The organism is Leisingera sp. McT4-56 (assembly GCF_020514995.1).
Lineage (GTDB): Bacteria > Pseudomonadota > Alphaproteobacteria > Rhodobacterales > Rhodobacteraceae > Leisingera > Leisingera aquaemixtae_A.
Window position 1 is genome coordinate 295,285 of the sequence record NZ_JAJALF010000001.1, and the last position, 12,082, is coordinate 307,366.

Annotated in this window: 16 protein-coding genes; 7 read left to right on the top strand and 9 right to left on the bottom strand. The window is 62.6% G+C overall.

Annotated features, from left to right (window positions below; all coding sequences use genetic code 11):
• Nucleotides 1-5: 5 nt before the first annotated feature.
• From LHL23_RS01380 to LHL23_RS01405, 6 genes are all read right to left on the bottom strand, one after another.
• On the bottom strand, nucleotides 6-1,064 hold the full coding sequence (locus LHL23_RS01380) for an adenylate/guanylate cyclase domain-containing protein (protein WP_226428522.1): 1,059 nt from the start codon (nucleotides 1,062-1,064) through the stop codon (nucleotides 6-8).
• On the bottom strand, nucleotides 1,061-1,429 hold the full coding sequence (locus LHL23_RS01385; RefSeq protein ID WP_222475530.1) for a group I truncated hemoglobin: 369 nt from the start codon (nucleotides 1,427-1,429) through the stop codon (nucleotides 1,061-1,063). The genes LHL23_RS01380 and LHL23_RS01385 overlap by 4 nt, the downstream gene beginning before the upstream one ends.
• Nucleotides 1,430-1,565: 136 nt before the next feature.
• A complete protein-coding gene (locus LHL23_RS01390; RefSeq protein ID WP_226428523.1) occupies nucleotides 1,566-2,177 on the bottom strand; it encodes a CatB-related O-acetyltransferase in 612 nt (203 codons plus the stop codon).
• Nucleotides 2,178-2,331: 154 nt separating this feature from the next.
• A complete protein-coding gene (gene rpsI / locus LHL23_RS01395) occupies nucleotides 2,332-2,817 on the bottom strand; it encodes a 30S ribosomal protein S9 (RefSeq protein WP_222475527.1) in 486 nt (161 codons plus the stop codon).
• 5 nt (nucleotides 2,818-2,822) lie between these two features.
• A complete protein-coding gene (gene rplM, locus LHL23_RS01400) occupies nucleotides 2,823-3,281 on the bottom strand; it encodes a 50S ribosomal protein L13 (protein ID WP_174146423.1) in 459 nt (152 codons plus the stop codon).
• Nucleotides 3,282-3,447: 166 nt separating this feature from the next.
• A complete protein-coding gene (locus LHL23_RS01405; protein WP_222475525.1) occupies nucleotides 3,448-4,851 on the bottom strand; it encodes an aminotransferase-like domain-containing protein in 1,404 nt (467 codons plus the stop codon).
• 96 nt (nucleotides 4,852-4,947) lie between these two features.
• On the opposite strand from LHL23_RS01405, the gene LHL23_RS01410 reads away from it, so the two are divergent.
• Both LHL23_RS01410 and asd read left to right on the top strand, forming a co-directional pair.
• Nucleotides 4,948-5,181 carry a DUF1127 domain-containing protein gene (locus LHL23_RS01410; protein ID WP_222475523.1) on the top strand — a complete coding sequence of 78 codons (234 nt, stop codon included), beginning with the start codon at nucleotides 4,948-4,950 and terminating at the stop codon, nucleotides 5,179-5,181.
• Nucleotides 5,182-5,351: 170 nt separating this feature from the next.
• A complete protein-coding gene (gene asd / locus LHL23_RS01415) occupies nucleotides 5,352-6,242 on the top strand; it encodes an archaetidylserine decarboxylase (protein ID WP_226428524.1) in 891 nt (296 codons plus the stop codon).
• Here asd and LHL23_RS01420 read toward each other — a convergent pair.
• Nucleotides 6,239-6,661: a PaaI family thioesterase gene (locus LHL23_RS01420; RefSeq protein WP_226428525.1), complete on the bottom strand. Its 423-nt coding sequence runs from the start codon at nucleotides 6,659-6,661 to the stop codon at nucleotides 6,239-6,241. The two genes, asd and LHL23_RS01420, sit on opposite strands and share 4 nt — an antisense overlap.
• 58 nt (nucleotides 6,662-6,719) lie before the next feature.
• On the opposite strand from LHL23_RS01420, the gene LHL23_RS01425 reads away from it, so the two are divergent.
• The 4 genes from LHL23_RS01425 (at nucleotide 6,720) to gluQRS (ending at nucleotide 10,693) form a co-directional block, all read left to right on the top strand.
• Entirely contained in the window at nucleotides 6,720-7,505 is a 786-nt protein-coding gene (locus LHL23_RS01425) for an enoyl-CoA hydratase (RefSeq protein ID WP_226428526.1), read from the top strand.
• Between the two features lie 327 nt (nucleotides 7,506-7,832).
• Complete coding sequence (trmFO, locus tag LHL23_RS01430) at nucleotides 7,833-9,188, top strand: methylenetetrahydrofolate--tRNA-(uracil(54)-C(5))-methyltransferase (FADH(2)-oxidizing) TrmFO (RefSeq protein ID WP_226428527.1); 1,356 nt, start codon at nucleotides 7,833-7,835, stop codon at nucleotides 9,186-9,188.
• Nucleotides 9,189-9,221: 33 nt separating this feature from the next.
• Nucleotides 9,222-9,836 (top strand): class I SAM-dependent DNA methyltransferase, encoded by a 615-nt coding sequence (locus LHL23_RS01435; protein WP_226428528.1) that lies wholly within the window; start codon nucleotides 9,222-9,224, stop codon nucleotides 9,834-9,836.
• Nucleotides 9,833-10,693, top strand: a complete 861-nt coding sequence (gene gluQRS / locus LHL23_RS01440; protein WP_226428529.1) for a tRNA glutamyl-Q(34) synthetase GluQRS — start codon at nucleotides 9,833-9,835, stop codon at nucleotides 10,691-10,693. The genes LHL23_RS01435 and gluQRS overlap by 4 nt, the downstream gene beginning before the upstream one ends.
• A 49-nt stretch (nucleotides 10,694-10,742) precedes the next feature.
• On the opposite strand, the gene hisI is transcribed toward gluQRS, so the two are convergent.
• Nucleotides 10,743-11,102 (bottom strand): phosphoribosyl-AMP cyclohydrolase, encoded by a 360-nt coding sequence (gene hisI, locus LHL23_RS01445; RefSeq protein WP_226428530.1) that lies wholly within the window; start codon nucleotides 11,100-11,102, stop codon nucleotides 10,743-10,745.
• A gap of 77 nt (nucleotides 11,103-11,179) precedes the next feature.
• Here hisI and LHL23_RS01450 point away from each other — a divergent pair, with 77 nt between their 5' ends.
• Nucleotides 11,180-11,632, top strand: a complete 453-nt coding sequence (locus LHL23_RS01450; RefSeq protein WP_226428531.1) for an iron-sulfur cluster assembly scaffold protein — start codon at nucleotides 11,180-11,182, stop codon at nucleotides 11,630-11,632.
• Between the two features lie 284 nt (nucleotides 11,633-11,916).
• Here LHL23_RS01450 and LHL23_RS23450 read toward each other — a convergent pair whose 3' ends face one another.
• The gene (locus LHL23_RS23450; RefSeq protein ID WP_024090279.1) at nucleotides 11,917-12,039 is read right to left on the bottom strand and encodes a hypothetical protein; all 123 of its coding nucleotides are present in this window, start codon (nucleotides 12,037-12,039) and stop codon (nucleotides 11,917-11,919) included.
• Nucleotides 12,040-12,082: the final 43 nt, after the last annotated feature.

A 12,082-nucleotide genomic window follows, 5' to 3' on the forward strand; every position in this document is an offset into this window, starting at 1 on the left:
GGCTGCTAGAACCGGCCGCTCGGCTGCGGCGCGCTCAGCTCACTGCCGACATTGACCAGATTCACTTCGCCGATGCCCTTAATATCCTCAGGTCCGATATCGGTGACGTGGAATTCCTCGGACAGGGCTTCCTTCATTTCTTCGGGCGCGACGATTTTCATCGGGTTGGCAAAGACTTGCAGGCGGGAGGCCAGGTTCACCGCCGGGCCGAAGACGTCATAGACATACTTCTGGATGCCCACCACAGAACCGACGGCAGATCCGGTTCCCAGGCCGATCCGGGCCTGCCACTTGTGCTGATGGCTCTGGTTGCGCCGGTCCAGGTAGCGCAGGAACCGGGTGGCGCAATGGGCCACAGCGGTGGCGTGGTCCGGTGCCGGGTCCGGCATTCCGGACACCGCCAGGTAAGCGTCGCCGATGGTCTTGATCCGCTCGCAGCCGTATTGCTCGACGATGCGGTCGAAGGCAGTGAAAATGTCGTTCAGCTCTCCCAGTGTCACCGTCGGATCGGTGCGCGAGGCAAAATCGGTGAAATCGACAAAGTCCAGCATTACGACCGAGACCTTGGGATAGAGCTGCGGTGTCACCACCCCGAAGGTCTTGAATTCCTCATAGACGGAGCGCGGCATCAGGTTTAGCAGCAGCCGTTCCACCCGCTCCTTCTCGCGCTCCAGCTCGCGGGTGTTGCGCTCCACCATAGCGGAGTAGCTGTCGATCATGCTCTCCAGCTCGCGGATGCGGGTGATGTTCTGGCATTCCACCACCAAAAGCGGCTCGTCCAGATGGCTGGCCTGGGAGATATTGATGGCAAACACCAGCGTGCGGCGCTTGCGCTTGATCTTGAGCTCTGCGGAATAGCGCAGCCCTTCGTCGCACAGCGTGTTCAAGTCTTCCGCGCTGAGGCCGTCAATAGCATCTATCAGGGACGCGCCGGGCCCCGGGGTGCCGAACCATTCCGCAAACGGCTGGTTGTGAAAGACAAACCCCAGATCAGAGGCCCGAACGACAGCCACACCGACGCCGATTGCGCGCAACAACTGTTCGTTGATGGCGGCAATGCTCATGCCGCATCCCTGGTGACAATGATGCTGCGTTTCGATTCGATGGCGCTGAGTGTGGTTCGGATATCCGGTTCCGACAGCCCATGCTGTTCCAGCGCTTCTTTCAGCAGCGTGCCCATTTCGTCGAAGTCTTCGTGACTGATGCCCAAGGCGCGGTGCACCGCCTCCAGCCGGTCATCGCTGAACGAGGCCGGCCCGCCCAGCAGCGAGGAAATGAACTTGGTCTGGTGGTCGATGAGGCGCGCCATATCCACGTCGGCGAAGTAGTCGCCGATCTGATCGGAATCGAGCGCCAGCTCGTAAAAGGTCATCACGACCCGGCTGATAGCGCTGAACCCGCCGTACTTCTCGTAGATCGTTTGCGGCATGACTGCTGTCCCCCAACAGGAAGCGGTCTGCCCATGTTACGCTAGTTTTTTGAAAAAGTTAACGCCCGGGGACAGCGCAGGCCGCCCCGGGCCGGAAATCAGCCCTGATACAGACGGGTTTCGCGGTTTCAAGCGGTCAGGCTGCGCTTTCGCCGGTGAAGGTCACGAGGTCGCTGACAATGCCCTGCAAGCCTTCGATCAGGTCCGCAGTGGGCTGCGCGGACAGCAGCGGCGCCATCTCCCGGATCAGGGGCAGCGGCAGATCCCACCAGCGCAGTTCCTGTAGCTTTTTGCAAACCGCGTCGTCAAAGCGTTTGCGGACCATCTGTGCCGGGTTTCCCGCCCAGACCTCGTAAGCACCCACATCGCCGGCCACGGTGGCGTTGGGGCCGATAACAGCGCCGTCGCCAATGGTCACCCCGCCCAGCAGCGTGGCATTGGCGCCGATCCAGACGTCATTACCGATCACCACATCATGGCCGCCCTGCCGGGGCGCGTGCGTTTCCGCGCCGCCCAGATGATCGGTGAATACCTCGCCAAACGGAAAGGCAGTGATCCGGTCCAATGCCGGCGACTGATCCAGCAGCACCCTCACCCCCCGGCCCACCGAGCAGAACGATCCCATGGAGATACTGGCGCCGCTGTCCTGCCCCTGAATGTCCATGTCCTCATACCCGTGGGTAAAGCGGCCGATTTCCAGCTGCCCGGCGCCAATCGGGGCGGTCTTGAAGTTCTCAGGAGAAGCCATTGTCTGTCCCGCCTTCCAGTGTTGATCCGTTGAATACCGGGCCAACCTAGAAAAACTTTCTAAAAGAACTCTGAAAGATTGCAGGAAATGGCGGAGGCCGGAACGGAAAAGGGCCCGCCAGCGGCGAGCCCTTCCAAAAGCATGTGTTTCCAGCTTAGCGCTTGGAGAACTGGAACGAACGGCGGGCTTTGGCCTTACCGTATTTCTTACGTTCCACAACGCGGCTGTCGCGGGTCAGGAAGCCGGCCGCTTTCAGCGCGCCGCGCAGCGACGGATCGTACAGCTGCAGGGCTTTGGAGATGCCGTGCTTGACCGCACCGGCCTGACCGGACAGGCCGCCGCCTTTGACGGTGGCGTAAACGTCGAACTGGTCTTCGACGCCGGCAACCTGGAACGGCTGGCGCAGGATCATCTGCAGCACCGGGCGGGCGAAGTACTTGTTCAGCTCTTTGCCGTTCACCTCGACCTTGCCGGAGCCCGGCTTGATCCAGACGCGGGCAACAGCGTCTTTACGCTTGCCGGTGGCATAGGAGCGGCCCAGTTCGTCACGAACCGGCTCACGCGCGATGGTTTCTTCGGCCACTGCTTCCACACCGGTTGCAGCTGCGAGCTCTTCGAGAGTGTTGATCTGATCAGCCATCGGTATCAGCTCCGGGTGTTTTTCTTGTTCATGGATTTGACGTCCAGAACTTCAGGTGCCTGGGCTTCGTGCGGGTGCTCGGCACCGGCATAGATACGCAGATTGGTCATCTGCTGGCGCGACAGGCGGTTGCCCGGCAGCATGCGCTTGACAGCCTGGAACACGACGCGCTCCGGGTGTGCACCTTCCAGGATTTCCTGCTTGGTGCGCGACTTGATGCCGCCCGGGTGGCCGGTGTGCCAGTAGAAGTGCTCGTCGCGCTTCTTGCCGGTCATCTGCACCTTGTCGGCGTTGATGATGATGACGTTGTCGCCCATGTCCATATGCGGAGTGAACGAGGCTTTGTGCTTGCCACGCAGGCGCATGGCAACGATCGAGGCAAGACGGCCCAGAACAACGCCCTCGGCGTCGATCAGGATCCACTTCTTCTCGATGTCTGCCGGAGTAGCAGAGAAGGTTTTCATGGCAGGTCAATCCTGTTTGTCGTGAAGGCAGAATCCCATAGGTCATCGGCCTGAATTCGATGGACGGGGTTTACGGGCATCCAAAGCCCCAGTCAACACCACCAAACAAGAATAAACCATTACAAATCAGTACGTTAAAAAATAGGTATAATAATACCCCACAAAATCACACGCTGATCTGCTCCGGCGGGTTGTCCAGAAGCGCGCGCAGGCGCAGCATCGCCTCTTCGAATTGCTTCAGCGGCACATGCGCGTTGATGGCGATGCGCACCGCATGCGGCGCGCGACCGTCGCGCAGGGCGAATTCATCCGCCGAGCGGATCTGCACCCCGTTGGCCTCTGCCGCGCGGGTAAAGGCGGCGGCGCGCCAGCCGGACGGAAGTTTCAGCCACAGGAACGGCACCTCCGGGTTCCAGGTCAGGTCAAAACCGCCAAGCGCGTTGACCGCCACCCGCACGTAGCGGGCCATTTCGTTTCGCACGCTTTGAACCAGCCCCGGCAGCCGCGGGTCGGTGAGCAGGATCCGCACCAGTTCCGCCAACGGCTGCGCCAGGCCGAAATAGCCGTATTCCGCCACCCGCCGCAGGTCTGCCGCCCGCCCCTCCGGCGCCAGCGCAAAGCCGACGCGCAAGGCCGGCGTCAGGATCTTGGAGATCGAGGAGACATGCCAGGCCAGTTCCGGCGCCAGCGCGCGGTAGCTGGGCGCGCGCGATTCCCCCAGGCGGTAGCAGTCGTCCTCGACAATCTGCACGCCGTGGCGGCGGGCAATGCGGACGATCTCCTTGCGGCGCTCCAGCGGCGTGAACAGCCCGGTGGGATTATGCACTTCCGGGCTGGTGCAGATGACGGAGGCGCCGGATTTTCGGATCGCCAGCTCCATTGCGTCCGGGCGGATGCCGTGTTCATCCATGGCGACCTCGACCACCTGCGCCCTGAGCAGCTCTGCTGCGCGGCGGAAGCCCGCATAGGTCAGATCCTCGACCATGATCACCGGCTGCGGGCCTTGCAAGATTGCCTGCAGTGCCACCATCAGCCCGTTCTGGCCGCCGTGGGTCAGCACCACGTCCTTTTCGCTGACCGGGCCAACCGGCGCCTGCGCAATCCAGGCGGCAGCCGCCTGGCGCACCGGCTGATATGCATCGCGGGTCGGATAATTCAGGAAATTGCGCGCCTCGCCCTCGGCCACCTTGTGCAGCGCTTCGCGCACCGCCGCCACCTGCCCCATGTCGGCAATCCGCGGGCTGAACAGGCTGACATGGCCGGGATCGCGTGCCTCCAGCAGATGCAGCTCCCGCGACCATACGTCATCGGGCACCGGTTTCTTCTTTTCGGCTACGAAAGTGCCGCGCCCGACCTCAGCTTCCAGCACGCCCTCATCGGTCAGAATGCTGTAGGCACGGGCGACGGTGCCGGGGGTGATGCTCAACTGATACGCGAGATCGCGTACCGGCGGCAGCTTTGTACCAATTTTCAGGCTGCCCATTTCAACAGCCGACCGGATTGTATCTGCGACCTTTTTGTACTTGGGACCTTTTGTCTCACCCAGGGCCTGCGGCCAAATTGTACCCATTACAATCCATCCTTGGACAATACTGCACCCCCTTTGTATCAAAACGCCACGACAAATCAACAGGATTGTATCAACACAATACGAAGGAAGCCTCCCATGGCACAGCATACGCAAATGGCACAATCGAACATGTCCTATCTGAACAGCCGCCCGGCCCTGCCGGTGCTGGCGCAATGGGCCGTCTCCTTTGCCGTGCTGGTGACCAAGTGGAGCCTGCGCCATCGCACCCGAACCCATTTGAAACACCTGAGCGATACGCAGCTGAAGGACATCGGGCTGTCCCGTGAGGACGCCCACTATGAAGCCACTCTTCCGTTCTGGCGCCCGTGATCCCCTGGGCAAAAGAACAACCTTACGGCCGGGGCATGCCCCGGCCTTTTTTATTTGCGCCGCCACCCGAAAGAAGCGGAACCGCGCAACCGCCATATGAAAATCCGCTCTTGGCCCGCTCCCCGCGCTTTGCTAGGCGCAGCGGGACGAAACCAGATTTGGCAGATTTGATGCAGCGCGACCCCATTCTTGTTGTAGACCGCGAGACCGGCGAGACCTTTGAAGAGGCGGTGCTGGGCGAGAAGTGGATCCGCTGGGCCTATCAGAACGCCAGCGCCAGGCCGGTCGAAAAGCTGCTGTTCCACTCTTCCCTGATCAGCCGGCTGATGGGCGCCTGGTTCGACTCGCGGTTTTCCAAGGGCAAGATCGCGGCAGTGGTCGACGAACTGTCCATCGACATGAGCGAGGCCACGGCCCCGGCGGACAGCTTTGGCTGCTTCAACGACTTCTTCGTGCGCCATCTGAGGCCCGAGGCCCGTCCCTTCAGCGCGGACCCGAAAGACATTGTATCCCCCGCTGATGGCCGGGTGCTAGTGTTCCCGGAACTGGCAGAGGACGTGTTTGTCCCGGTCAAGGGCTATCCGATGTCGGTGCGCACCATGCTGCCCGGCATTGCGGAGCGGTTCATCGGCGGCGCGCTGGCGATCGTGCGGCTGTGCCCGGCGGACTACCACCGCTACCATTTCCCCGCCGCGGGCCGCATCACGGCATCGCAGGACATTCCCGGCGCGCTGCATTCGGTCAACCCGATTGCCCTTGGCGCCGGGCCGGATGTGTTCGGCGAGAACAAGCGGACCTGGACGCTGATCGAAACCGAGGCTTTGGGCAGCTACTGCTTTGTCGAGGTCGGCGCCTTCGGGGTCGGCTCCATCGTCAACACCCGCACTTCGGGCGCCGTGCAGAAGATGGACGAGAAGGGCTATTTCAAATTCGGCGGCTCCACCGTGGTGGTGGTGTTCGAGCCAGGTAAAGTCCAGTTCTCCGATGATCTGGTGGCAAACAGCGCCAAGGGGCGGGAGACCCTGGTCAAGGTCGGCCAGCCCTTCGCAACTGCGCTCTAACGCTTGGGCGGGATCGAATAGGTCATCGAGGAACGGGCCACCGGCTCTGCCATGCCCTCGGAATAGATCAGCACATCCGCTACCGCCAGCACACGGCCCAGTTTCAGCAGCCGCGCCTCGCCAATCAGGTCGGCACCGGCCGCGGGCTTGCGCATGAAATCGAGCGAGCAGTTGGTGGTCACAGCCAGCGCCTCCTGCCCCAGATGCGCCAGGATCAGCGCGTAGACCGCGCAATCGGCCAGCGCAAACATCGACGGGCCGGACACCGTGCCGCCGGGGCGCAGGTGCCTCTCCGCCGTCAAGAGTCGCATCCTGAGATGGTTTTCCCCCATCGTTTCGATGGCAAAGTCATCCCGCACCTGCGGAAAAATCTCATGCAGGTATTCGGTCAGACCTGCGACATCAAATGCCAGCGCCATGCTTTCCCTTTCCGTTCGCTCCGCCTAGAGTTGCCCCCGGATTTGCACGGAGGGCAAGATGGCAATTCTGGAACGTCACGACACGGGTGCGATTGCCCGGCTGACCATGAACACGCCCGAGAAGCTGAACGCGCTGTCGGACGAGATGCTGGCCGCGCTGCAGGAGCAAATCGATGCCCTGCGCGAAGACAGCCGTATCAAGGTGGTGATTCTGTCCGGCACCGGCAAAGGGTTCTGCGCCGGCCATGACATCAAGCAGATGACCGCAGGCCGCGCAGGCGACGACGGCGGCAAGGGTTATTTCCAGGATCTGTTTGCGCGCTGCACCAGCGTGATGACGGGGCTGCAGTCGCTGCCCCAGCCAGTGATTGCGCAGGTCCACGGCATTGCTACCGCTGCGGGCTGCCAGCTGGTTGCCTCCTGCGACCTGGCGGTGGCGGCCGAAGGCACCAAGTTCGGCGTCAACGGCGTAAACATCGGGCTGTTCTGCTCCACCCCGATGGTGGCACTGTCGCGCAATATCCCGCGCAAACAGGCGTTTGAGCTGCTGACCACCGGCGAATTCGTGGACGCTGCACGCGCCGTTGAGCTGGGGCTCGCCAACCGCGCCGTGCCGCTGCAGGACTTGGAGGCGGAGACCACCCGGCTGGCGGAAACCATCGCGTCCAAGCTCGGCGCGGCGGTGAAAATCGGCAAGCAGGCGTTTTATGAACAGCTGCAGATGCCGCTGGACCAGGCCTATGCCTATACCAGCGGCGTGATCGTCGAGAACCTGATGTACCGGGACACCATCGAAGGCATGGCCGCCTTTATCGAAAAACGCCCCCCCGACTGGCAGGAGTGAGTTTTTCCGAAAATTTACGGAAAGCTTTAGCCTTTGTTTACCAATCGGAACGTAATGTTTCCGCAATAAGCCAAATAGCCGCCTTCCAATTCGGGCGGAAAGATGGCAGAGATTGGGCAAGGTCGCTGACCGGCACAATTTGGGCTGCTGCTGCGGAAGGGTCCCTCCAACCGGTTCTCTCACCCCGGTCATCCATTCCCGCAGCGGCGGCCCCAAATCTCCCCCCGAAAAGCCTGCCTGCCCGCCTTTAGGGCGAAGGGCCTGCTTGCGGCCTGGTATCTCCCCAAGCCTGTTGCACGCGCACGCCCCCTGCCCTATGTGGCGGGCATGACAGATCATTCGGCACAGACATTGCATATCGTGGGCGGCGGCTTGGCCGGCTCGGAAGCGGCCTGGCAGGCGGCAAACATGGGTGTACAGGTGGTGATCCACGAAATGCGCCCCAAGGTGGAAACCTTTGCCCATCAGACCGGCAACTTGGGCGAGATGGTGTGTTCGAACTCCTTCCGCTCGGATGATGACGAGCAGAACGCCGTGGGCCTGCTGCATTGGGAAATGCGCGCGGCGAACGGCCTGATCATGACCACCGCGGATGAACACCGGCTGCCCGCCGGCGGCGCATTGGCCGTGGACCGGGAGCCCTTTGCCGAAACCGTGACCACCAAGCTGAAGGCGCATCCGAATGTCACGGTTTCCTACGAAGAAATCACCGAACTGCCCACCGAAGGCCACTGGATCTTTGCTACCGGCCCGCTGACCTCGCCGGAGCTGGGCAAGGCCATTCAAGCCGAAACCGGAGCCGAGGCACTGGCCTTCTTCGATGCCATCGCGCCGATTGTCTATGCGGAAAGCATCGACATGTCGAAGGCCTGGATGCAGTCGCGCTATGACAAGGGCGAAACCGAGGAAGAGCGCACCGCCTACCTCAACTGCCCGATGGACAGAGACCAGTACGAGGCGTTCATCGACGCGCTGCTGGCCGCCGACAAGACCGAATTCCACGAAGGCGAAACCGCTGGCTACTTCGACGGCTGCCTGCCGATCGAGGTGATGGCCGAACGCGGCCGCGAAACCCTGCGCCACGGGCCGATGAAGCCGGTGGGGCTGACCAACCCGCACCAGCCTGAGGTCAAGGCCCATGCGGTGGTGCAGCTGCGCCGCGACAACGCGCTGGGGACGCTGTTCAACATTGTCGGCTTCCAGACCAAGATGAAATACGGCGCCCAGACGGAGGTCTTCAAGATGATCCCCGGCCTGGAGAACGCCAGCTTTGCCCGCCTCGGCGGCATCCACCGCAATACCTTCATCAACTCGCCCACCCTGCTGGACGCGCAGATGCGGCTGAAGTCGAAACCCAACATCCGTTTTGCCGGCCAGATCACCGGGGTCGAGGGCTATGTGGAAAGCGCCGCCATGGGCCTGCTGGCGGGCCGCCTGGCCGCGGCGGAGATCCTTGGCCGGGAGCTGCCGGAAGTGCCGCAGGACAGCGCCATGGGCGCGCTGATCCACCACATCACCGGCGGCGCCGAGGCCAAGACCTTCCAGCCGATGAACGTGAATTTCGGCCTGTTCCGCCCGGTGGACGGCCTGAAGGGCGGTCGCCGCGGCCGCAAGGACCGTTACAAGGCCTATACCGACCGCGCCAAAGGGGTCTGGCAGGACTGGCTCAGCAACTTTTCCTAGACGCTGCGCAAAGCGCGGGTCTAGGATTGTGGCATGAGTGAAAAATTCCTCGGTAAATCCTATGGCCTTACCAGCCAGGACGCGACCCGCGACCACTATGACCGCTGGGCCGCCTCATATGACGCTGAAATCGCGGAAAACGGTTACGCAACGCCGGCCCGGATCGCCGCGGCGCTGTGGAAGTACCTGCCGGAGCCGGACGCGCCCATTCTAGATTTCGGCTGCGGCACCGGCCTGGCGGGCCTCGCGCTGAGAGCGGCCGGCTATAACGTGGTCGACGGGCTGGAACCTTCGCCCGAAATGCTGGCCCAGGCGCGGGACAAGGGCGCCTACCGGAACCTGGCCGAACTGGACGTCACCGACAAGGCTCCGGTGAAGCCAGGCGCCTACCGCGCCATCGTCGGCTGCGGTGTGCTCGGCACCGGGGCGGCACCGCCGGAAACCTTCGACGTGATCATGCGCGGACTGGACCGCAAAGGGCTGTTTGCCTTTTCCTACAACGATCACGCGCTGGAGGACCACGCCTATACCGGCAAGCTCAATGAATGGCTGGACTGTTCGGCCGCACGGCTGCTATTTCGGGAATACGGGGAGCACCTCCCCGGAATAAACCTGAAGTCTACCGTCTATGTAATTGAGAAAGCGTGACATTCACCACACGTTTCGCGCCGTCGCCGACCGGACCGCTGCACCTGGGCCATGCCTATTCCGCCATGCTGGCGCATGACATGGCCGTGGCCAACGGCGGCCGCTTCCTGCTGCGCATCGAAGACATCGACCAGTCGCGCGCGCGCTCCGAATGGGAAGCGCAGATCTATGAGGATCTGCACTGGCTGGGCCTCAGCTGGCCGCAGCCGGTGATGCGCCAGTCAGAGCGGCTGCCCCGCTACCGGGCAGCATTGGACCAGTTGACCGCGATGGGCCTGACCTATCCCTGCCGCTGCAACCGCGCAGATATCGAGGCCGCCGCCGGCGCACCGCAGGAAGGCGTGCCGCAATTTGGCCCGGACGGGCGCATCTACCCCGGCACCTGCCGCAGCCGGCTGCCATCGGAGGCCACGGACCGGGATGTGATCCGGTTCAATATGGAAAAAGCCGTCCGCGCCGCAGATCTGCGCAGCTTCACGGAGACGGGCCCGAAATTCCAGGGTACGCACGCCTTGGACCCAGATGAGCTGATCTCAGCTGTTGGCGACATTATCCTGGTGCGCCGCAACATGGGCAGCTCCTACCATCTGTCGGTGGTGGCGGACGACGCGGATCAGGGCATTACGCACGCCGTGCGCGGTGCTGACCTGTTCGAGGCGACCCAGATCCACGTCCTGCTGCAAAGCCTGCTGGGCCTGCCCTCGCCCATTTACCACCACCACCGCCTGATCCGCGATGAGAATGGCAAACGCCTCGCCAAACGAGATGATGCGCGTGCCATTGCCAAATACCGCGCCGAAGGCGCCACGCCGCAGGACATCCGCGAAATGGTGGGTCTGCCGCCTTCTTCTGGCTGAAAATATCCCCGCCGGAGACACGGTCCGCCAGGGCCGCACCCGAAGCGGATCAGCTCATTGGCTTCATCAGCTCGACCTCTTCCCCCTCCCGCACCGCGGTATAGAAACAGGTCCGACGGTTGGTGTGGCAGGCCGCACCGGTCTGGCGCACCAGCGCCAGCAGGCAGTCGCGGTCGCAGTCGATCCGCAGGCCCACCAGTTCCTGCACATGGCCGGACGTCTCGCCCTTGATCCAGAACGACTGCCGCGAGCGCGACCAATAAGTGACCTTGCCGGTCTCCAGGGTGCGGGCCACTGCATCGGCATTCATCCAGGCCATCATCAGCACCTCGCCGGTGGCTTCGTCCTGCGCGATGCAGGGGATCAGCCCGGCGTCATTGTAGGTCAGGCTGGCGGGATCAAAGGACATGGGGAAAAACCTTTTGCATCTGCTGTTCGGCTCCCTATGTATGGGGAACCTGCAAAATGGGAAAGACCGGGAAAGCGATGTCTGGCGATAGTGATCTGATCAAGCTGTATTCCTCGCGCATTCTGGCGCTGGCCGCCGACATTCCGCATCTGGACCGGCTGCAGGCGCCGGATGCCACCGTCAAGAAACGTTCGCCGCTGTGCGGCTCTGCCGTAACCGTCGATATCAAGGTCGAGGACGGCCGGATCACGGATTTCGGGCAGGACGTGAAGGCCTGCGCATTGGGTCAAGCCTCTGCCGCTGTGACCGGCGCCAATGTGATCGGCTGTTCGCTGGAGGAAGTTGAAACCGCCCGCAACCAGCTGAAGGCCATGCTGACTCAGGAAGGCCCGGTGCCGGATGCGCCGTTTGACGGTCTGGAAGTGCTGCAGCCCGCGCGTGAGTTCAAGAACCGCCATGCCTCGATCATGCTGGCGCTGGAGGCGACTCTGGAAGCCATGCAGACCGCCGCCAAGGAGCAATGCGCCTAAGGCCGGCTGCACAATTCGCAATACACGCTGTCCCGCGCCCAGGCGGGAAACGCGCGCCTGCCTCCCCCTTCTGACATGAAAAAACCGCCGCACATCCGGGCAGATGGCGGCGGCAGTCATGCTCTGCGGTGCGGGACCCGGGCGGGCCAGGCAGGATCTTGAGGCAATTCAGTCGAAGATCGGGCCGAGGGGGATCCGTACAGGCGGTTGATCCCCGGAAACAGTCCGGGACAGGAAAGGGCCAGCCCGGCACAGCAGATGCAATCAGGAAAACGATGCGGGGATCAGAGCAGCCCCGGCAGATGCAGCGCCGCCACCAGCATCACCATCAGCGAGGCCGCCCCGATGGCGTCCTGCAGCAGGGTCGAATGGGCATTCTGAATGGTGGTCTTGATCTGTGCAATCATGGCTCGGGCCTCCTCCAGTCTGTGATGCTGCTCTTTGGCAAAC